General features: G+C 31.6%; 27 protein-coding genes. 22 read left to right on the forward strand and 5 right to left on the reverse strand.

All coding sequences use genetic code 11. The features are described from left to right. Nucleotides 1-1,866 (forward strand): adhesin (locus BAQ46_RS31230; RefSeq protein ID WP_071742970.1); only part of this gene is annotated, 1,866 nt, incomplete at its 5' end. 280 nt (nt 1,867-2,146) lie between these two features. Then, nucleotides 2,147-2,596: a hypothetical protein gene (locus tag BAQ46_RS24435; RefSeq protein WP_001028512.1), complete on the forward strand. Its 450-nt coding sequence runs from the start codon at nt 2,147-2,149 to the stop codon at nt 2,594-2,596. A gap of 235 nt (nt 2,597-2,831) precedes the next feature. On the opposite strand, the gene lepB is transcribed toward BAQ46_RS24435, so the two are convergent. Continuing rightward, complete coding sequence (gene lepB / locus BAQ46_RS24440) at nt 2,832-3,386, reverse strand: signal peptidase I (protein ID WP_029948453.1); 555 nt, start codon at nt 3,384-3,386, stop codon at nt 2,832-2,834. A 269-nt stretch (nt 3,387-3,655) separates the two neighbouring features. Between lepB and BAQ46_RS24445 the strand changes: the two genes are divergently transcribed. From BAQ46_RS24445 to BAQ46_RS30825, 10 genes are all read left to right on the forward strand, one after another. Continuing rightward, nucleotides 3,656-4,177 (forward strand): hypothetical protein, encoded by a 522-nt coding sequence (locus BAQ46_RS24445; protein ID WP_000695115.1) that lies wholly within the window; start codon nt 3,656-3,658, stop codon nt 4,175-4,177. A gap of 23 nt (nt 4,178-4,200) precedes the next feature. After that, nucleotides 4,201-4,389: a hypothetical protein gene (locus BAQ46_RS24450; RefSeq protein WP_000939328.1), complete on the forward strand. Its 189-nt coding sequence runs from the start codon at nt 4,201-4,203 to the stop codon at nt 4,387-4,389. A gap of 66 nt (nt 4,390-4,455) precedes the next feature. Next, nucleotides 4,456-5,316 (forward strand): hypothetical protein, encoded by an 861-nt coding sequence (locus tag BAQ46_RS31235; RefSeq protein ID WP_249024567.1) that lies wholly within the window; start codon nt 4,456-4,458, stop codon nt 5,314-5,316. A 15-nt stretch (nt 5,317-5,331) separates the two neighbouring features. Further along, a complete protein-coding gene (locus tag BAQ46_RS24465) occupies nt 5,332-5,931 on the forward strand; it encodes a hypothetical protein (RefSeq protein WP_000565598.1) in 600 nt (199 codons plus the stop codon). Next, on the forward strand, nt 5,909-6,646 hold the full coding sequence (locus BAQ46_RS24470) for a hypothetical protein (RefSeq protein ID WP_000158352.1): 738 nt from the start codon (nt 5,909-5,911) through the stop codon (nt 6,644-6,646). Before BAQ46_RS24465 ends, BAQ46_RS24470 begins: the two co-directional genes overlap by 23 nt. 16 nt (nt 6,647-6,662) lie before the next feature. Beyond that, a complete protein-coding gene (locus BAQ46_RS24475; RefSeq protein WP_071742972.1) occupies nt 6,663-7,658 on the forward strand; it encodes a hypothetical protein in 996 nt (331 codons plus the stop codon). Then, on the forward strand, nt 7,655-8,056 hold the full coding sequence (locus BAQ46_RS24480) for a ThiF family adenylyltransferase (protein ID WP_000615507.1): 402 nt from the start codon (nt 7,655-7,657) through the stop codon (nt 8,054-8,056). Before BAQ46_RS24475 ends, BAQ46_RS24480 begins: the two co-directional genes overlap by 4 nt. Before the next feature lie 699 nt (nt 8,057-8,755). Beyond that, the gene (ltrA, locus tag BAQ46_RS24485) at nt 8,756-10,636 is read left to right on the forward strand and encodes a group II intron reverse transcriptase/maturase (protein ID WP_084638383.1); all 1,881 of its coding nucleotides are present in this window, start codon (nt 8,756-8,758) and stop codon (nt 10,634-10,636) included. 63 nt (nt 10,637-10,699) lie between these two features. Continuing rightward, a complete protein-coding gene (locus BAQ46_RS24490; protein ID WP_001203209.1) occupies nt 10,700-11,227 on the forward strand; it encodes a hypothetical protein in 528 nt (175 codons plus the stop codon). A 61-nt stretch (nt 11,228-11,288) separates the two neighbouring features. Then, nucleotides 11,289-11,426, forward strand: coding sequence for a hypothetical protein (locus BAQ46_RS30825; protein WP_001030565.1), 138 nt, complete (start codon nt 11,289-11,291; stop codon nt 11,424-11,426). 172 nt (nt 11,427-11,598) lie between these two features. Here the strand turns inward: BAQ46_RS30825 and BAQ46_RS24495 are convergent, their stop codons facing one another. Then, complete coding sequence (locus BAQ46_RS24495) at nt 11,599-12,570, reverse strand: hypothetical protein (protein ID WP_000945234.1); 972 nt, start codon at nt 12,568-12,570, stop codon at nt 11,599-11,601. A 471-nt stretch (nt 12,571-13,041) separates the two neighbouring features. Here BAQ46_RS24495 and BAQ46_RS24500 point away from each other — a divergent pair, with 471 nt between their 5' ends. The 10 genes from BAQ46_RS24500 to BAQ46_RS24540 all read left to right on the forward strand — a co-directional run bounded on the left by BAQ46_RS24500 (nt 13,042) and on the right by BAQ46_RS24540 (nt 19,096). Continuing rightward, nucleotides 13,042-13,344: a hypothetical protein gene (locus BAQ46_RS24500; RefSeq protein ID WP_001016162.1), complete on the forward strand. Its 303-nt coding sequence runs from the start codon at nt 13,042-13,044 to the stop codon at nt 13,342-13,344. A 30-nt stretch (nt 13,345-13,374) separates the two neighbouring features. Beyond that, nucleotides 13,375-13,863 carry a hypothetical protein gene (locus BAQ46_RS24505; RefSeq protein WP_001103071.1) on the forward strand — a complete coding sequence of 163 codons (489 nt, stop codon included), beginning with the start codon at nt 13,375-13,377 and terminating at the stop codon, nt 13,861-13,863. Between the two features lie 305 nt (nt 13,864-14,168). Next, nucleotides 14,169-14,510, forward strand: a complete 342-nt coding sequence (locus BAQ46_RS24510) for a DUF4257 domain-containing protein (protein ID WP_000961792.1) — start codon at nt 14,169-14,171, stop codon at nt 14,508-14,510. A 93-nt stretch (nt 14,511-14,603) separates the two neighbouring features. Then, entirely contained in the window at nt 14,604-14,798 is a 195-nt protein-coding gene (locus BAQ46_RS24515) for a hypothetical protein (RefSeq protein WP_000087396.1), read from the forward strand. 86 nt (nt 14,799-14,884) lie between these two features. Further along, nucleotides 14,885-15,052: a hypothetical protein gene (locus BAQ46_RS30830; RefSeq protein WP_000102280.1), complete on the forward strand. Its 168-nt coding sequence runs from the start codon at nt 14,885-14,887 to the stop codon at nt 15,050-15,052. Nucleotides 15,053-15,184: 132 nt separating this feature from the next. Beyond that, nucleotides 15,185-16,150 carry a hypothetical protein gene (locus BAQ46_RS24520; RefSeq protein ID WP_025921774.1) on the forward strand — a complete coding sequence of 322 codons (966 nt, stop codon included), beginning with the start codon at nt 15,185-15,187 and terminating at the stop codon, nt 16,148-16,150. Between the two features lie 123 nt (nt 16,151-16,273). After that, entirely contained in the window at nt 16,274-16,789 is a 516-nt protein-coding gene (locus BAQ46_RS24525) for an alpha/beta hydrolase (protein ID WP_000888885.1), read from the forward strand. A gap of 647 nt (nt 16,790-17,436) precedes the next feature. Beyond that, nucleotides 17,437-17,919: a hypothetical protein gene (locus tag BAQ46_RS24530; protein WP_000865354.1), complete on the forward strand. Its 483-nt coding sequence runs from the start codon at nt 17,437-17,439 to the stop codon at nt 17,917-17,919. 78 nt (nt 17,920-17,997) lie between these two features. Next, nucleotides 17,998-18,519 (forward strand): hypothetical protein, encoded by a 522-nt coding sequence (locus tag BAQ46_RS24535; protein WP_000822988.1) that lies wholly within the window; start codon nt 17,998-18,000, stop codon nt 18,517-18,519. 91 nt (nt 18,520-18,610) lie between these two features. After that, the gene (locus tag BAQ46_RS24540; RefSeq protein WP_025921775.1) at nt 18,611-19,096 is read left to right on the forward strand and encodes a hypothetical protein; all 486 of its coding nucleotides are present in this window, start codon (nt 18,611-18,613) and stop codon (nt 19,094-19,096) included. 262 nt (nt 19,097-19,358) lie between these two features. Here the strand turns inward: BAQ46_RS24540 and cesH are convergent, their stop codons facing one another. From cesH to BAQ46_RS24555, 3 genes are all read right to left on the reverse strand, one after another. Next, the gene (gene cesH, locus BAQ46_RS24545) at nt 19,359-20,141 is read right to left on the reverse strand and encodes a cereulide biosynthesis alpha/beta hydrolase CesH (RefSeq protein ID WP_000291475.1); all 783 of its coding nucleotides are present in this window, start codon (nt 20,139-20,141) and stop codon (nt 19,359-19,361) included. A gap of 319 nt (nt 20,142-20,460) precedes the next feature. Then, on the reverse strand, nt 20,461-20,781 hold the full coding sequence (locus tag BAQ46_RS24550; RefSeq protein ID WP_000776829.1) for a DUF960 family protein: 321 nt from the start codon (nt 20,779-20,781) through the stop codon (nt 20,461-20,463). Further along, nucleotides 20,778-21,188, reverse strand: a complete 411-nt coding sequence (locus tag BAQ46_RS24555; RefSeq protein WP_000024606.1) for a hypothetical protein — start codon at nt 21,186-21,188, stop codon at nt 20,778-20,780. The genes BAQ46_RS24550 and BAQ46_RS24555 overlap by 4 nt, the downstream gene beginning before the upstream one ends. Between the last annotated feature and the right edge of the window lie 179 nt (nt 21,189-21,367).

A 21,367-nucleotide genomic window follows, 5' to 3' on the forward strand; every position in this document is an offset into this window, starting at 1 on the left:
CCAACAGGCGGAGATGGTAACGATGGTGGAGGCGGTACAAAACCACCAACAGGCGGAGATGGTAACGATGGTGGAGGCGATACAAAACCACCAACGGGCGGAGATGGTAACGATGGTGGTACAACAAAACCAGAAAAGGATACAGTGGCACCAGTAATTACAGCGAAACAAGGTGTAACTGTTTATGTAGGAGATAGCTTAAATGCAGGAGATTTAGTAGAAGTAAAAGATAATAAAGATCCAAACCCAGTAGTAACAGTGGGAGCGTACGATACAAGTAAGGCAGGAGAAATTCAAGTAACAGTAACTGCAACAGATGCATCAGGAAATAGCTCAAGTACAACAGTAACCGTCAGCGTAGTAGAAAAAGAAGAAGAGAAAGATACAGAAGCACCAGTAATTACAGCGAAACAAGGTGTAACTGTTTATGTAGGAGATAGCTTAAATGCAGGTGATTTGGTAGACGTAAGAGATAATAAAGATCCAAACCCGGTAGTAACAGTAGGAGCGTACGACACAAGTAAGGCAGGAGAAATTCAGGTAACAGTAATAGCAACAGATGCATCAGGAAATAGCTCAAGTACAACAGTAACTGTTAACGTAGTAGAAAAGGAAGAAGAGAAGGATACAGAAGCACCAGTAATTACAGCAAAACAAGATGTAACTGTACATGTAGGAGATAGCTTAAATGCAGGTGATTTAGTAGAAGTAAAAGATAATAAAGATCCAAACCCAGTAGTAACAGTGGGAGCGTACGATACAAGTAAGGCAGGAGAAATTCAAGTAACAGTAACTGCAACAGATGCATCAGGAAATAGCTCAAGTACAACAGTAACCGTTAAAGTAGTAGAAAAAGAAGAAGAAAAGGATACAGAAGCACCAGTAATAACAGTGAAACAAAATGTAACTGTACATGTAGGAGATAGCTTAAATGCAAGTGATTTAGTAGAAGTAAAAGATAATAAAGATCCAAATCCAGTAGTAACAGTGGGAGCGTATGATACAAGTAAGCCGGGTACAATATCAGTTCAAGTAACAGCAACTGATAATGTGGGTAACAGCTCAACTGCAACGGTAACTGTCAACGTAGTCGAGAAAGAAGAGGAGAAAGATACAGAAGCACCAGTAATAACAGTAAAACAAGGTGTATCCGTACATGTAGGGGATAAATTAAGTCCTGAAAGTTTAGTGAGTGTAAAAGATAATAAAGATTCAAATCCAGTAGTAACAGTGGGAACGTATGATACAAGTAAGCCGGGTACAATATCAGTTCAAGTAACAGCAACTGATAATGCGGGTAACAGCTCAACTGCAACGGTAACAGTAAAAGTAGTAGAAAAGGAAGAAGAGAAGGATACGGAAGCACCAGTAATAACAGCAAAACAAGGTGTAACCGTACATGTGGGAGATAAATTGAGTCCAGGAAGTTTAGTGAGTGTAAAAGATAATAAAGATTCAAATCCAGTAGTAACAGTGGGAGCGTATGATACAAGTAAGCCAGGTACAATATCAGTTCAAGTAACGGCAACTGATAAGGAAGGAAACAGCTCAACTGAAACAGTGAATGTGGTAGTTCTTGAGAAAGAAAAGCCGGAACAGAAGCCGGAACAGAAGCCAGAGCAGAAACCAGAACAGAAACCAGAGCAAAAGCCAGAACAGAAGCCAAAACAGAAACCAGAACAGAAGCCAGAGCAGAAACCAGAACAGAAACCAGAGCAAAAGCCAGAACAGAAGCCAGAACAGAAACCAGAACAGAAGCCAGAGCAGAAACCAGAGCAAAAGCCAGAGCAGAAACCAGCAGAAACAACATCTAAAGAGCAGGGAAATGGATTGCTTGCATCAAATTCTAATGATGTAGCGAAATAAGATATTAGCAAAATGATAATTTAGTAAAAGTATAGAATCTCAACTACTAGTTGGGATTCTTTTTTTAATCGATTAATATATGGAAAATTCTATCATTTCGTCTTATAATGAATTTATACTATTTTCTTTTTTATTTTTAAATTCTAACTATAACTTTTAGCCCTTCGGGTTTTGTTAAATTATGAGATTACTCTATGTAGTCTACTAATATGACATATCCCAAAGGGCTTTTTGTTTTGAAAAAAGAAATTAGTAAATACAGAAGCGAAGGGGAATAAAAATGAACATTGTACAATTACCAAATCGTGTATTTAAAGCAAAAGAGGAAAGGGAAAAAAATGAGTATGTAAACTATATTCGAGATGTGGTTTTTGCAAATTGCACAAAGGGAGAAATAGAAAAGTTTAATGAAGTACTAATGAGTAAGAAAGAGAACTTAATTAAGAGGCAGTTAAGTTTATTGTTTTTCAACTCAATAGTTCGGTCTTCGTTAAAAGAAGCTTTATATGTTGCTTTAGATGCAGAAGTGGAATTTTCAATAAATCAAGAGCAAGGTGAAAAATTACTAGATTTTAAAGTTAGGAAGGAAAGAGAAGAAGTTAAGGATTATTTTACCGTTTTAGAAGATAAAATAATAAATGAAGTAGATGACGAAACAAAAATTCAGCTAGCTGAAAATTACAATAGCGAGAATTTTAGAAGGTTCATTTATAAATTTTTGTATCAGTAATGAATAGCTAATTAAAAGTTATTTTAAAAAGAACTGACAGCCCTACTATTAGTTTAAAATAAAGAAACTTCATAAATTCTTATTTTAATACCAGCTAAATACTTCAAAAGTTTCATTTAAATGTAACTCATAAAAAATAAAATGTACCCTATCGAATACATAATTAAAATGTATATTCGATAGGGTATTTCACTTTTTACAGGACATTTTTTTAAGTTGTTACAATAATGTTTTCTTAAAACTTCACAAATCTGTCCAAAGGTTTATAGCGTAGAACCACCTTGCCTTCTATATTATTCAAAGGTACAAAGCCTATTTCTTTAAAGCGGCTGTCTAAACTTTCCTCGCGATTATCTCCTAATATAAAAATTGTATCATTCGGAACTTTATCGAAACCGTAAATACCTTTTAATGAAAAATCAGCTGTTTTACCTTTTGCGTATAGATCTTTTACCACAAGTCCATTTATATAAAGCTGCTGTGATTTATATTCTATTGTATCTCCAGGTAAACCAATTACCCTTTTTATAATGGTTTTATTATTAGAAGTGTTTTCTAACGGGGAATTAACAACAACTATATCAAATCTTTGCAGATCTTCTATTGAATGGGAGAGGTGATTAATTAAAACCTTGTCATTATTAAATAAGGTATTTTCCATAGAGACTCCAGAAACCTTATATGGAAAAAAAACGAACTGTCTTAATAAAAGTAAGGTAACGCCAATTATAAATATTAATATTGGAAAAATAGAAATTAGACGTTTTTTCAATTGTAAATCAAACTCCATTCTGAGGGTTTATAATATTTATCATAACATAAATTTAACGGATTAAATATTCTGAAGATTGTTGTTTTTGCAGGTGTAATTTGTTAAAATTAAGTATACCTTTTTTTAATTTCAATTTTTTATATCTATAACTACTATAGCCCTTTCGGGGTTTCGATTTTCAAAGATAGTTTAAGTTTTTTACTTTTACTTTCTTTTTAAATATAACTCCGAAAAGGGCTTTTTTGCGTTTTTTGGAGAACATCACATTGTGAAAGGATGAAGATTTTATGAAGATCAAAAGATTATTTTTAGTGTTAGGCGTTTTAGCTATGATGTTTGTTTTTTATAACACCTTTATAAAATATGAGCCTCAAACTGATGCTTTAACTCCAATCAAAGTAGAAGATTTGAAACAAAAGATTCAATACGATTATTTGTTTGAAGATGAATTATCACAAAATGTGATTAATGACTTAGGTGGGCAATTCAAATTAATATTTGATGATATTGATAAGAACGGTCACTTAACTATTTATCAAAACAAAAAAGAACTAGAAATGTTTTTAGGAAATCATGTAACAACTGCAGAATTAGCTGATGGATATATATCAGACTATTTTAGTACAAATAAGAATTACAAAGTTACTTATAAAAGTAAACCAAGTCTATTTAATTATGAAGAACCAAGAACTGTTACAAAAGTAAAAAAAGGATTGTTTTTGGTTAAACAAAACGACTTAATTCTGGAATTTAAATATGTACCAGAAATAGATGGATTTCGAATTTCTGAGATTACATATTTAAAATAAAAAAATATTAGGAGGAACTTATTATGTTACAAATTAGAACTGTTATTGCTGATGCATTAAATATTGATAAAGAAGTGAATGGTTTTTTGAAGTATTGTGATAATCACGGGAAAATAGTTAAAGAAATAAAACCAGGTGGGATCATTAATCGTGAATATGATCAAGGCCAACCACTTGTAACAGTTTTAGTTGTTTATGAAGAGAAAAATTAACTGCAGTTATGAAAAAGACGAGGATCAATTCCTTGTCTTTTTTATTTTCTAAGAAGGGTGGATAAATTGACTATGAAAATAATAAAAAAAGTGGCCGTCTTTAATTACAAAGAATTTGAGAATTCTTTGTTAGAGATGAATAATCGTGAATTAGATGTGGATGATTTAATGGTACCTATTGATTTAGCGAAAGTTCTAAAGTTTATACGTAAAGATTCATTCTCGGTTAAAGAGTTATTGGATCAGAACTTTCAACTTGAATTAATAGTTGCAGCTGCAGATTACATGAGACCTGAATTATTCGAAAATCAAACTATTTTAGATGAAATCACAGGAAATGTTGAATATGCAGATACAACAGATGAAGACTTCCCATTTTTAAATGGTAGAAAAAGAGGGGATTATATGTGGAATGATATTGAAGAGTTTTTTGTTGGAAATGATACTACTGGTATATACGACATGTACAATTCTTTTTTTCAATTAATCTATTTTATTTGTAGTTCTAAAGACTTGCTAGCAAAAGCTAATATGGATGATTACGAAATTGCTATTCAAGATCATGATATTGAGTCTAATAGTGAATGCGCCCATATTAATTTTGTTAATGCGTTACTGCAATCTATAAATGATGAATGTAAGTTTCAAGCAGCATTTTTAATGGATGAGGAAGAAGTATATTTATTTCAATTAGAAGACTCAGTATTTCGAGAATACAATAAAAAGCTATTTTTAAATGATACGTGTTTATTACAAATTAAAAGTAACATCGATTTAAAAAATGTAAAGGATATATTTCCGGATTTAGTTTTAATAAGTGACTATGCTAATGAAGATGTATTTTATGTAATCCATGAGGACATTCATGATGTGTTAGATACAAAGAAATTGAATCGATATATAGATTTATTGATATTAATTAAATAGTAAGGAGTCCTGATCATGATAGATATATGGGAACGTTTAGAGATGGATGAACATGAAGAAAATTCTAATCTAACAATAATAAATCTTATTTCTTTATTTATCTCAATGAAGAATGAAGGGGTACCAGCGGAATTATTTGAAGAGGTTGTAATTCAAAAATTAGATTGGAATGCAGAATTCTATTCCTATAATGGCTTCAATCCATATACAGAGCTTGTAGAAGGAATACTTAACTGTATTGGTTATTTAGAAGAAGCTACTGTTAGAGAGTATCTAGAATGTGAAGCAAATGAACTATTTGAAGGAGATTTTGATGAACCTATTATATTAGTTTTCATTCCCCTACCTTCAGGATATGAAATGAATGATATTAAGAATCTATTTAAGGAAAAGGTAATCCATTTTAAAGAAGATGTGGATAACGAATTCGATAATGAATTTGCTTTTGTTATGTGTAGTCAATTTGAATATTTTGACGTATTTACTTGGATTGAACTATTTGAAGTGGTGTATTTCATAAAAAAAGTTCAAGAAGAAAAAGAAAAATTTAATTTAAGCCTTTATAAAGAAGAGATTGTTGGGAGGACTTACTTTGACAATTTATTTAAAAATTGAGGAACATTCTCCAATAGTAGAAGCAAAGATTGTGGATGATTTAGGAGTAATAAAAAAGGATTTTAAATTTCCTGCGGTTGAGCTTGGAAAATCTATTGCTAGGTCTATTTCACTAGCAAAGGAAGAATTAGATTTTGAATTTAATTATGATTCAGGTTTTATGCCTAAGAATTTAAAGCAGCATCTTTCTGTTGGTACAAAAGATGGAATTAAGCACTTTTATTTTTTGGAATTAGAGAAAGCAAATAGAAAAGTTGAGTTATGGAGAGGTAATCATAAAGAAAAATTAACTTTTAATATTGTGGGTTTTCCAAAGGTCTTATTAGTACTCGCGGTATTACAAAATCCAAAAGGGGTTAAATCTTTTCAGAGTGCATTTGCATATGCGATGAAAGATGAACCTATTAAATTAGATTCTCCACTATATGTATATCCATTTCCGAATGTCTACTATAGTGGGAATGTATGCATGGGTGGGAATAAACCTCCAACAATAGAAAATTTAACAGCTTTTGAACGATGGTTTCACCAATTACCATTCGGTGCAGATATGTATACACCGGATAGAATTTCGAAGGATCTAGAATTAAAAAATAAATCTGATGTTTTTCAACTTTTTAGTTTTTTAGATGGAAAAGAATTTAATGATAATTGGTTAGTTTCATATAAGAAAACATATAAGCAATTGGTTAATGAATTTAAGAATTCAAAATAATAAGGAGTAAGTTATTATGAGTAAAAAAGAACTTGATATTTTTGATTATTTATTAGAGGAAAATAAACAAAGTGAAAAAAATGGAGCCGAAACAATAAATAGCTTAGATGAAGGAACGATTTTGGCAATACAAAAGATGGAGGAACAAAAAAGGGCCAGCGAAGAAAATAGAGCATCAAGATTAAAAGAACCTAATAGAAGTAAACAGCAGCAGGCATCTAAGAAAGAGCAAAAAGATAATAAACAGAAACCCGATAACGATGCAATAATTAGAGATTATAAATTGTGGAAGCTTAATAATGAAACTGTAGTGAAGTATTGGGGTAACACACATGCTTTAATAGAGTACTTTAGTGAAGAAGAGATTCTTAATAACGGAAAACCAGACTTCATGGAAATTAGTGGAGAAAAATTGAGAGAAAGAATGGAGAACTCAGGATACGATGAATTGGTAAAAGGTCATGTAATAATGGGTTATATCAAAGATAAAAATATTATCACAGTATCCATTGACATGAAGAAAAAGGGGAATAGTACTAAAATTACACCTTTCTTTCCAATACCACAGTATATACTTCAAACTTTTATAGAGCATGCAAAATTCTACGCTACTAAAGAGTTAGAATTACATGCAGAAGTATATCTTGATCAAAATGGGTGTTATGAAATAGTCTTTCCTAAGCAAAAAGTAAATAAATATTGGGTTAAACCTGAGACTGATATTTTAATGCAAATGGGGAAGAGATTAGTGCTTCAAATACATTCACATCATAATATGAGTGAAATACCAAGTGTATTGGATAATCAAAATGAGGTTGTTCCAAATATTATTTATGTAATTGTAGGTAGATTACATCGATATTTTCCTTCAATACATGCAAGGATTTATAAAGATGAGTTACATCAACAAGTAGACCTTACAAAGGTATTTGCATCACCTTTTAATGTTAATGGACCACTGGAACAAGTGGAGGTTGTAGAGTCTGCAATTCATGAGGTGGACGAAATATGATTCAATTATATCCATTTAATGTAGATATTCCTATTCATATTGTTCAAGTTGGTACTGGTGGTACGGGGTCATTAGTGGCTCAGTATGTAGCGCAGCAAATGGTTACTTCTAGAATTACGGAAATCAAGGGGATTTTAGCAGATGCAGATAGTATTGAAGAGAAAAACTTAAGAAATCAGTATTTCATTAAAAATGAGATAGGTAAGAAAAAAGCAGACGTATTAGCAAAAAGATATTCTAATCCGTTTGGAATTGATTTGCGGTCATATTCTGAAGAGTATATAGAAACTACTGATCTTTTAATGAAATTATTTGATTCATTGAAAGTAAATAATAAAAAGGAAACAATAAAAATTCTTATCAGCTGCGTCGATAATAATTGTGCGATTCGTTCCTAACTGAAAAGGTTAGGTACTAATCCTTAATTGGATTAGGAAAACTAATATTCTGAAAGGTAGAATGAGGAGGTAACGCTCTAAAATGCCTTCCCTGATACTCCGATATGCAATCTTGTTGATAAAGACAAGATTGTATAAAGCTCGGTAAAGTCGGTTGAATGTTACCCCAGTATGCTCTAAAAGGCATATGGAAAACTGCTCAGAGGTGAGTGGCGTAGCAGATAGACCGGGGGTCTATAAAATACCTATGGTTAGAATGTTACTAAATGTAACTGACGAAATTCTGAATGTAAGTGTCTAAATATCGATATGGTAGAAATGCCATACCCACCGAAGTTGTGGGGGTTGTGAGGTGGAGTAAGAATAATTGTTATGAAACACCTTATATTGTTAAAGGCAATATCCAGCAACCAGGCGCAAAGGAATGACCTAAGGGTATATGAAAAGATAAGAATATTGGAACGAAGAAAGCTAGGAACACGGAGGTTTTATCGCCTGTGAAGTGTTGAAATGGAAAGGGTTTAAATAAATTTATAACATTTCTTTATCCTAGTGAGAGCAATGGCATGACCTATGAACTATTTGTAATAAATAGGGAGGAATAGCCATTAGTCAAAAACAACTATCAAATTATTGAGTGATGTAAGTGGACGTGAAATCGCAAGGTTCGTGTAAGACTAAGAGAGGTGAAAGTAATTTATGAGTAACCGACTTGAGATGGAACGAAAGCCAAAGAAACATAAGAAACTTAGATTTAATGAGTATTATGATACACAGCAATTGTTTGATGACCTTTACAATAGAAGTAGTAAAGGGGAGATATTCAAAAATCTAATCTCCCTTATAATGAGTGAAGAAAATATAAAACTTGCCTATCGGAATATAAAGAGGAATAAAGGAAGTTACACTAAAGGTTCTAATGATACTACTATTTTAGAAATAGCTGAACAAAATTTAACTACATTTGTAGCAAAAGTACAAAAAGCGCTAGAAAATTATAATCCGAAACCTATTAGGAGGGTGTACATTCCAAAGAGGAATGGTGACAAAAGACCACTAGGTATTCCAACAATGGAAGATAGGATTGTTCAGCAATGTATTAAACAAATTCTGGAACCTATTTGTGAAGCGAAATTTTATAACCATAGTTATGGTTTTAGACCAAATAGAAATGCAAAACATGCTATTGTTAGAGCTATGTCCCTTATGAATATTTCTAAGTTCCATTATGTAGTTGATATTGATATTAAGGGATTCTTCGATAATGTAAATCATGGAAAGCTACTAAAACAGATTTGGTCGTTGGGAATTAGAGATAAAAGTCTATTATCTATTATTTCTAAAATTCTCAAGACGGAAATTGAGAACGTAGGAAAAATGGAAAAAGGAACCCCTCAAGGTGGAATCATTTCTCCATTGCTTTCTAATATTGTTCTTAATGAGCTTGATTGGTGGATAAGTTCACAGTGGGAAACTATGATTACAAGACACAACTATGAAAGTATTGATAAAAGAAATAATACAATTATTCGCTCCCACAAATATACTGCATTAAGAAGAACGAGTAACCTTAAAGAAATGTTTTTAGTGAAATATGCAGATGATTTTAAAATCTTTTGTAAAGATTTTAATTCTGCACAAAAGACTCTAATAGCAGTTAAGAAATGGCTTAAAAATAGATTAGGACTTGAAGTGAACAATGAGAAATCTAAAGTCACTAATCTTAGAAGAAATTACACCGAGTTTCTTGGGTTTAAGCTTAAGGTTGTTAAAAAGAAAGCTAAGAAAACAGACTATGTTGTAAAATCGCATATTACCGAACAGGCCAAGAATAATATCACTGAAAAATACAAAAAGGCTATTAAGCGTATCAAAGTTAGACCACATGCTGATGAGGTTCGTTTGCTTAATTCAAAAATTTTAGGGTTTCACAATTACTATAATATCGCTACGATGGTAAACAAAGATTTTGCAGACATATACTATAAAACAAAAAACTTTGTTTACAATCGGTTACATCGTATATCGTCTTTAAAATTTAAAGGTGGAGAGACTCCTCCAACTTTTCTGAAATACTACGGTAAGTATAATTTTAAGACGTACTATATTATGGAAAAGCCAATATATCCGATAGCAGGTATTACACATAAATCTGCAAAAGCGCTAAATAAAGAGGTAAATTCATACACCGAACGAGGGAGAAGGCTAATTCATGATAGGTTAAAATCGATTAACATAACAATATTAAGGTATTTGATGGAAAACCCTATTATCGATCAATCAATTGAGCTTAATGATAACCGTATTTCACTCTATGTAGGGCAAAATGGTAAATGTGCCATTACGAAAGAGCCTCTAGAAATAGGGGATATGGAGGTCCATCACATCATTCCAAAGTCAAAAGGTGGGACTGATGAATACGTAAATTTAATTTTTGTTCGTAGTGATATCCATAAACTCTTTCATGCAAAGAAAAAGGAAACAATAAATTACTATTTAGATAAAATCGGAATACTCAGCAGGTCTATGATACGTAAGATAAATAAAATGCGTACTTCTATTGGTAACGAGGAGATTTAATGAATTAACACTCAAAATGATAGTTTGGATTTGATGGAACGCCGTATGCGGTGAAAGTCGCACGTGCGGTGTGAAGCGGGGGAAAAGATAGAGATAATATCAAAGTCTTACCTATCGCTATTTTCAAGACAACAATTTCATCAATTTTTCAATGAACAAGAAAATATTGTTTATATAGACACAGGTAATGATGCAGTAGATTTAATAAAAGGAAATCCAAGTGAGGAAACTATTAAACAACAAGAAGAGAGCGGTTATACAGGGCAAACAGTAACAGGGTTAAGAGTGAAAGGTGAAACAATTTTAGCACCTGTTGCTGAATTGTATCCAGATGTTTTAACAGATGAGGATACAATAGCACCCAGTGATATTTCGTGTGATCAAGTAATAGTATCGCAGCCACAAAGGCGTATTACAAATCAATACTCGGCTTTGGCGGTTAATAATATGTTGAATTTTATTGTTAATCAATATTTGATTGTAAATCATCATATGGTATTTCATGCGAAAAAGGGATATAGCAGGGCATTTCCTGTAACTGAGGAACAAAGACTGCTGTTTAATCGAACAAATAAGGGTATTAAAGAATAATTATTTAAAATATGTAATTTGATTTTGAGTATCAAACGGGATATTGAAAGGAGAATGAATAATGAATAAGTGTACATTTTGTGGAAGAGAATCAGATTTTCATGATACTAAAATCGTAGGTGGTTATCAAATATTAACATGTTGTACAGATTGTGAAGAAGAAATACTTCAAGATCAAGAGGGTTTTAGTATAAATTAAATTTAGAGAAATAAAAGAAGTGAATGGACCAATTGGTTCATTCATTTCTTTTATTTCTCTACCCATAGTACTACATAGAATTACTATTTCTAATTGAGCTTATAGATGTTGTTAACTAAACACATGCTAACTATGTCAATAATATGAAAGGTCTTCTATGATACTAATTTTATCATTTCAATCTTTCCTCAATTTTAAGTACTGGGAAGTAATCACCAATCTCATTTGTTTCCTTTTCGTTACGAGTCATACTAATACTTCCTATGTTAGCATATGTAACAGCTAGTGTTTGCCAACCTTCATGTTTTAGTAATTCATCTGATAATTGACTGTATCTATTAACAGCCATATCCTTAGCTGGAAATAGATTGTTAGATGCTAATACAATAGTTGCTTTTATTTCACCATTTTCAACAGCTACGTCATTTAATTTGTCATTTTCTCCAATAGAATAATACTCAATAATTTCTTTTACATTATCAACTGTAAGTTGCTGTGGCGATTGTTCTACTACTGATTCCTTGTCCGCGGCTGGTATCTTCTCTTCTGCATTTTGTTCTATCGGTTGCGTTTGGGTATCTTTAGTCGCTAAGTCTACCTCTTGCTCAGACGGCTGTGTTTGGGCAGTTTCAGTTTCTGCTTCTACTGGTGCATCTTCTTCAGATATTTTTCCAATACTTTTTTCTGTTGTACCTACTTTATTTCCGTATTGTATATCTACAATATTCCCAGCTGCAATAACATACATATTTGTCGCTTTATTGAACTGATTAATACCATCTTTCCACTCGGTACCTTCTGTATCAGACATTCCTGTTAATAGTTTTGATGTAGATAATTCATATTCTTCCATTGCTTTTATTAGGTTCTTGTGTTGAGTTTCATACTTTTTGTCAGGAACTAAGTCTTTAAATTCTTTAGTTACCTTTCTAAATTCCATAACCGCTTCTTTATACTCTTTTTGTGACGAAGATAGCGAATGGTCTTTCTCTTGTATTTCAGTCATTTTATTGGATGCCTTCCTCATAGCTCCAGTTCCTTTTAAAAATCCTTTTTCATACTTTGTTTCATCTTCTATGTTTCCGCAACCCCCGACAAATAGCATAAGTGGAAGTAATAAATATACAAGCCTAAGCCTTAACATGTTGTAAACCCCTTACTTTCTAATTTTTTGTTTTATTCGTTATAGATTAAACTACTACACTCTTTTTAGGGATTCTAAAAAAATGTAGTAAACCCAGATTTTAAAATGTATGTATTTGATATTCATCTCAATATCTTGGTTTACGAATAATATGTTTGAATAATATTGTAATTGTAACATTTAAATCGAATACTGCACTATAAAAGTTAAAGAAATTATTTCTTGTTTTGATATACAATAAAATAAAAAACAGACCATAAACCAGCAATATAATTTAAAGTTTTTGTATTATTTTCAGTTTATAAATTAGCTGTTTTTGGTTATTGATATGGTATAATAAGTATATAATCTTTTTTCTTTTTCCTTTCTGTAATTAAAGCAACCTATCGGGTTGAAGAGTACGCATTTTTATGTGTTATGTCTTCTCCTTTTAGGTTGCTTTTTTATTTTGCTTAAAAAAGGAGTTATAATTTGAATCATTTATTGAGAGTTTCAAAAACAATACATCCTGTTATTTTAAATGCTTATCGATGGAAAATTACTAAAGGGAAACTTATTAGCAAACGATTAATTAGAATTGAAAATATCGATTTAAGAATCGATACAGAACTCGAAGGTGTTAGCGTAGGTGATACGGTTTATATTCATGTAGGAGATGTTATCTCGTATATCACAGCTGCTGAATGGGATCAGTATCAAAAAGAACAACATGTAATTGAAGATAGTTACAATAAGATGGTAACTAGTAGCATTGGTAATAGAACCTTATTTTAATAAAAACGATAAAAAAAGGAGTGTATATTGATGAATGTATCTATTTATAATCGCGAAAATAAAGAATGGAAAGAGAGAAAAGAAACAAAAAACAACAGTTTTAACGAAGTACTGAAGACATTGCAAATTCTAGAAAAAAATTTAGGAGGTAATACCTGTATTGCACCGTCAGAAATAGATATGGGAATTTATCCAGAGCTGATAAATATGGAAAATATAATACGAAATAAGTTAATAGGATATCAAGAAGATTTTTATTTCTTTGATATATATTATTATTTCTTATTTGAGCGAAAGGTATTGTGGTTAGTACGAGAGACAGGAACGAGAATAATAAATTTATGCAATTATGAAAACGTTGAAGAAAAACAGGTAGCATTTGAAATACTGGAATTCTATATTTATCAAAATTGTAGTGTAATCTATAGCATAATCGATGGGAGATTGAAAAAATTAAATAACCATCAGGCTTTAGAATTATTAGAAAGAGTAAAGATATCAAAGAATTTGATTTGTTAACTTGAGAAAGTTAAATAACAAAATAAATTTTCTGAATTTAAAGATAAAACAAACTTCAATGTGATATAATTTAGTTGCATTTTTTTCTTTTTCTTTTTTATATCACTAATTACTTATAACCTTTCGGGTTAATGAAATTACACAAAAAGGAACTTTATGTTACTTTATTTCATTGTGTAAACAATTCATTTTCCTGGAAGGTTATTTGTTTTGCCTGAAAGGGGTGATGCTATGTTATAGCAACTAATTATTAAATAGAAACTGCTGCTGCAATGTCAAAAGTTTTTCGAAAAGGGGTGCATATTATGTTGGTTACAGTAATTGTGTCAGTTGTGGCTGGTATGGTCTCAGGATTGGCTAGTCATTACATCACAAACAAAAAGTTTTTGTTGCCTCGTAAGAGCAAGCTTGCATTTCACCCGGGTTTCTTGGGAGAGATGTTTGTAGGAAGTATTGCTTCACTCGTTGGTGTTGCAATGTTTAACCCTGAAACAATGATGGATATTCTTAAGGTGAGTATTCTTGCTGGGATTTCAGGGCAAGCCTTTTTGCTGCACAATCGTTTGGCAACGGAACAGGTGAAAACCGACGAGATTCAGTCGATTTCAAAGAAATTGGCCGAACTCGAAAAAAAGAATAAGGAATAAAAGAGGAGTAATTTGGTATAAATAGAAATAGAGAGATGAGGAGATTTGGTTATGTAACGGCCAAATAAAGAGAGTTGAGTTGAGGTGAGCCCGATGTCTCGAAAGGAAGTTTTTGATTATCTAGATGATCAAGAAAAGGAAGATTTAGCAGAATGGACAGAAGAGCTTAAGAATGCTCAATCTACGAAAGCGGTTATACTTTATTCAAGTAAGATAAAGGAACTGCTAGGAAAGATTGAACAACGAATGATTAGTTCAGGAGAGGAAGCAGCGACGGTTAGCTTCTAATTGAATAGCAAGAAATAGAAAAGCTGGTGGAGGATTTATCCATCAGCTTTTCTTTATTATTAAAAAAATTATGAGGAGTGTTTACAATGAGTACAGATTTATTACAACAATTATTAGAGGTTGATCAAAAAGCAAGAGAACAAGAAAGAATACATTTAATACAAAACTTTTTCAATTTAGGTGTTTCAATTAAAATCATAGCGGAAGCAACTTCAGTAAGCGTAGAAGATGTAAAAAGGATAGTTAATAGTTAAATAATGAATATATAAAGTTAAAAACGTTTATAATTGTTTTAAAAGTCCCATCAATAATTACTAAAATAAGGTAAAATGGGTAGAGATGGAGAGACTGGCGATAAGGTCAGTGAAGGGGGATCTGTATTCGATATGTTAAAAGATGATATTATTTTGGATAAGTTACAGCAATTTGTTTCTGGGGAATCTATACAACGCCAAAGTATGAAGAGTAGCCTTGCTGATTATATACTGTCATCTGGTGAAACGTCTAAAGCTGCAAATTGGATAGTTAGCTATATTGAGAGCTTATGTCATGACAAGCATGACAAGGGTGTTTACACTCAAATGAACAATCCTGAATTAATTGCTGATTTATTAGAAGTGGCTTATGAAAGTCTGAGTAGGGACGCTGATCTACAACCATACGTTACAAAAATCGTACGATTATTGTATATTGATAAAAAGGAACGAGATAAGTTAGATTCTGAACGATATGTTCAGTACTGGGCAGCTGTAATGTTGGATGAATTAATTTCGTTAAACGTTTCGTTGCCACAGGAAGTAGTAGAGCTGATTCTATCGGATTATTATAGACAAGATATACCGACAAATGAGTTCATTTGTAGTATATGGAGGAGATTGGCTGAAAGAGGCATTAATATATCCAATCATATAAATTCACTTGTCATAAATGTTAATAACCACGAATCTTCTACTCTCACTAATAATAGTATACTAGCTTTATGGGCATGCATTCACAGGGGATTCTTTGATACACCTATCCCTGATAGTAATCAAACTTACCATGTATGGCTTTGGCATATGACTACAAGCTGTGTAGATAAACTAAAGAAAACATACGAGGAACCTACCCGCTCAGTGGCAGTTGGCTGTCTTCTTGAAACTGCAAGGATATACCCGGAGACTCAATCTTTGATTCTAGAGTGCATGAATAAATGGGGAATTGCAGAACCAAAGCGTCCACGTAGTGATTTTCAACGAGATTTAAAAGAGCTTTTTTCACGTTGCGAAAATCATCCAGGCATAAATTGCTTACCAGAGAATTATGTTATTACTAAAAGAGGAATCATGTTGAGATCTAAATCTAACTCGTAATTCAAATAACATAAGGATCTTACGAATCAAGTCTATTCTTTCAATTAGCCTATCAAAACTGAATTAAGTAAATATATGGTATTCCAAATGAAATAGTAATGCTAAAAATGAGGGGGGCTAAAAATGCTAGAAGAATTTATAGTAACTATGTCAACTTTAGATAGACAAAGACGAGTGAGAGTGTATTTACCGAAAAGTTACGAGAACTCAACTAAACATTATCCTGTTTTATATATGCACGATGGCCAAAATTTGTTTCAAGATGAGGAATCTTTTTTTGGAACTAGTTGGAGAATAACGGACTGTCTTAAAGAAAGTCGTCTAGACATTATTATTGTAGGAATTGATTGCAATGGAGAAGGTACAAAACGTTTTGATGAGTATGGACCTTGGATAAGCAATAAAACCATAAATCGAGGATTATCATTAGATGAGACCATCGACTTAGGTGGGGAAGGAGAAAAATATATAGATTTCATAGTGAAGGAATTAAAGCCACATATTGATAAAAAATATAGAACACTAACAGATGATACAGCAATTGCAGGAAGCTCATCAGGGGGACTCATTTCAACTTATGCAATGGTGAAATACCCATCTATTTTTCGAAGGGTAGCCGCTCTTTCTTCTGCATACTGATTAAATCAACTTGAAATTGAAAACTTTGCCAAAATAAGCGATTTATCAAATATAAAGTATTTTTATTTTGATGTAGGAACAGAGGAATCGACAGTTACGTTTGATTCCAAGGCCTATATTGACTCGAATCAATCCTTTAAGACCGTAATAGAGGAAAAGGGTATAAATTATAGATTTAAAATTATTGAAGGAGCTCCTCATAATCAAATAGCCTGGAGAGAGAGATTTCCTAATATTCTTAGATACTTATATACTAGTTAAAGATTTGTATCATTTCTATTATAAAAAAACAGATATTAATATTGAATAAACTATATTCACTTACTTCCGTTTTCAAGAATTATGTAAATCAGCTGTCCATATGGGCAGCTGATTTTATTTTTCGGCATAGCATAGATTATTGTGAAAAACGCTGACGGTATCCTAGAGAGAATAAAAAGCAACAAAATACTAAACTTTAGAAGTTGAATAAAGGATTATTAAAAAAGAATATGGAGCCAGATACTTTGCAATTGTGATACATATTTTAAGATTGTAAGAACAATAGCAATTTATCGTAAGAATCGCTATTTTTTTATAGTATATTTATGTAAATTATGTTATGGTTTCATATGTTAATTACTTACAATTTCTTAGGGGGTGGGGGGTTGAAGGTAAAGAATCTAATTTTATTAGCATTTTCACTTATGTTTGTAGCATGGGGATCAGCAGGGTGTACTACAAAAGAAAAACAAGTAGACAGTAAAATTTCTATTGAGCAAAATAAGAAAGCAGACTATGAGGAAAACTTAGCATATCTAATGAAAGATGTTTCTGAACAGTCCAAGGTCGTAAGTGACATATTAACAGGCCAAAAGTCAGTAGAAGAGAAGAAGAAAGAATTTGATTTAGCTTCTAAAGACTTACTTGAAACATCTGAAAAGGTTAAAAAATTAAAGCATGATGAAAAGTATAAAGATGTGCAATTTACAATAGATACTGCTATGGGTTTACTAGATATGTCACTTAAATCAATTGGAGACGGTCTAGAATTAAAAGATAGGAAATTAATAGAACTAGGTAATGATGCAGTAGTCAAGGCTTCTAAGAAGATAAACGAAGCAAACGAGATGATGAAAGACATTAAGTAGTCAGTTAATTTCATACAGTGGTAATTTAGTTAGCTTCTAAACTACTAGAAAATGAGTTTGAAGAAAGTAGGAAAAGATATGAAACGAAAGGCACTAAAACTTGCTTTACCCGTCATGCTATTAATAGGAGGAGTTGGTTGTGGAAGTAATGCGATAGATGAAGAGAACGCTATTGTTTCGAAAGAAGATGCAAAAAAGGAAGACATTTATGCAGGAAATCTACTCCAGTTAAATAAAGAGTTTAACACTATTATTGAAGATCTAGCTATAGCCGAGGAAAAGGGGTATAGTTCTGAATCATCCAAAGCTGAGTTTGAAGAGAAATTTAAACAAGCAAAGTCAGTTACAGCACAAATGAGAAGATTAGCACCAAGCTCAAAATATAAAGATGCCCATAAAAAGGTATCTCAAGCAACTGCAGCGATAGATAAATCATTTAATAAGCAATTAGACGCTATTAAACAAGAAAATTCAACTAAACTTAAAGAAGCTACAGACAGTATGAGTGAACCATTTGACCAGTATTTAGAAGGGATAAGTGATGTGAACGATATATATCTAAAAGAGATTGAAGATATTGCTGAAACATTAGGAAAATAGGTAAAATAAACGATATTCGTAGTGGCGAATAAAATGGAAACAAATATAAAAGTGGAAAGAATAGAAAAAGCATTTTTAAATAAAGGGGTATATGTCAATGAAACGTAAAATTTTATCTTTTTTAGTAGTTCCAATGTTAATGTTAACTGGGGTTGGATGTGAGACAAAGGTTAAGAAAGATGAAGCAATGGAAGCTTCTGTTAAACAGAATAAAAAAGAAGACTTCAGTAAAAACCTAGAATATTTAATGAAAGATTTCTCCGAACAATCTAAGGAAATAGACGATATTGTAAAAAGTAGCAAGTCAATGAAGAAAAAGTCAGAAAAGTTAAAAGAAGTATCTAAACCATATTTAGAGTTAGTGGACAAAATAAGTAAGTTAGAGTACGAAGAAAAAGATCACCCAGTACAACAAAATGTAGGTGTAGCGATGATTCATGTAAAAGATGGAGTGGCAATCATACAAGAAGGTTTAGATAAGGGTAAAGAATATGAAGTTGATGCTGGGGTTGAAAGATTAGAGACTGCTTCTAAGTTAATTGATAAAGCAAACAAAGAATTAAAAAAATCCAAGTAACCTAACTATTGTAAATGAATAATAAAATTGTTTAATTTTGATCTAAAAAATAAGAGCCTTACTACATTTGAAATGTAATAGGGCTCTTTGAAGTTGTTTAATATCAAATTGATCTATACAATTTCATTCATAAAAAAGATAATAAAGTTGTTTAATTCTTACCGAGCAAACGCCCCCGTTAGTTAATAAGTAGGAAACTCTACTACGGATATAAGTAAATCAAAATCATAAAATGGTGAAGGCACATTAAAGACCTAAATTTTCAACTATTAGATGCCAATTTCACTTCATCTATAATTAAATTACTATCTAACCATTCTTCTAACATCTTATTGAATAGTTTTGGATTTGCTAAAGGTACCCCATGACCAATCTTAGGAATGATAACTCCTTGACAATTGGGGTTGTTAGCCATAATTTCCTTCATTGAATCCTTCATTATTTTTTTCTCTTTTTCACCAACAGTAACTAATATATTGTGTGGGTATTCCCTGAATGTTTTAGGTATTTTAAATGAAGAATTTTCATTCATAACCCTTAAAAAAGCGTCTTTGTTTACTTGTAGACTTTCTTGATAATAAAGATTAAAATACTCCTCGCCTATATATAGGGTTTTTGCTTGAATTTTAGAAAACGTTTTATTCTTTACCAGTGGTAATGCCATTGTCATTATCTTATTTAATATATTTGCAAAAGGAATTGGTTTAACCAAAGCACTATTAATCATTGCAAAATCAATTAAATCTTTTTTCTTACTAAGCATTGAAAGGAGTACTTGGGAACCTAAAGAGAAACCTATTGCCACAACAGACTTGCCTTCTCTTTTTTCTTCTATTAATTTAATTATTTGCTCTGCTGCATAATCAATTGAAAAAATTTGTTCATCTTTTCTGCTATATCCATGTTCAGGTAGGTCAAGAACTAAACAATGAAAATTTTGAGAGAAGAAATCAACTTGTTTATCCCACATCCAACCACTTACTCCACCACCATGTATATAAACCATCATTCTTTCATGTTCTACTCCAAATTCTTTATAATACAAGGTAATTCCCCCCAGCTATGAATTTCCCCCCTTACCAAGATTATACAGTACTTTTTTACTTGAACTATATTTATTCGTACATTGCAGGTACTTTTCTTACACTAACCTGCCGCTTTAGTTCAATAAGAATTAAACAACTTTATTGTCACTAAACAACTATAGGGGAGTGTGTTATATCTAGAGGCTATCCTATAATTAATGAATCCTAAAGCTTAATACATAATAAAAATACCGGTTCTTATTAGAACCGGTATTTTTAATGGTATTATTTCGAAGCACTTATTTTACTTAGTAAAATAAGTGTGTAGTCTAATTCCTATCAATAATCCGTAGGTAACATCATAATAAAACTTCTACCGTTATCAATAATCCATATATGGTGTGCTAATGGAAGTTTATCCACTTTTACATTTGTTTTGGAACGTATCTCAAAATCTTGACTTTCTTGTTGATAATTTAATACTAAATAATTATCTTCCAATTTTAAATCAAAGATGTGTTTATAACTTAATAATGAATTGTTTTTTAAAAGTATTTGTGTTTTGAAGAAATCCCAGATACTTTTAGTTATTATAGAAGGAAGCATTTTATCTATACTTGCAGTTCCATAACATTCACGGTAAATATTACGTAGTTTCATATTGTATCCTCTCTTTCAAAACCAAAGGAGATTGAAACATTTAAGGATAAATCTAATGATGGTACACGTAAGTTACCCCATGTATCTAATGGATCATGCCCATCTATAACATACCTTTCTTCAATTCTCGCTAAATAATAGTTTTCAGCACCAATGCAATTTAGCCAATAAAATAATAGTAAAATAGGCTCGCTATTTTTAATATCGCTTATATTGTTACCTAGTTCTTCTGGCATATCCCAATTAAACTCCGACCAATGCCATAACAGACCGTGTGGCAGTGTATTTTTTGTTTTTGCCTTATTTAGTAAAGCATGCACTTTTTCTACTGATTCAGAATTAGTTAATATTTCATTCATAGATTTTAATAAATCTGAATTTCTTATAATTAACACAACATTTGCCATGTGCTTAATACCTCCTAAAGTATTCTTTATAAAATTTCACGTACCATATATTTAATATATTTTTAAACACCAAGTAATCAAGGGAATGCTGTCCTTGAAGGGACGGAAATATCATTTTAAACTTGACACGTAATTACGTAAAACATAATCACAATCGCTACATATATCCTCATATGATT

Source organism: Bacillus paranthracis (assembly GCF_001883995.1).
Classification (GTDB): domain Bacteria; phylum Bacillota; class Bacilli; order Bacillales; family Bacillaceae_G; genus Bacillus_A; species Bacillus_A paranthracis.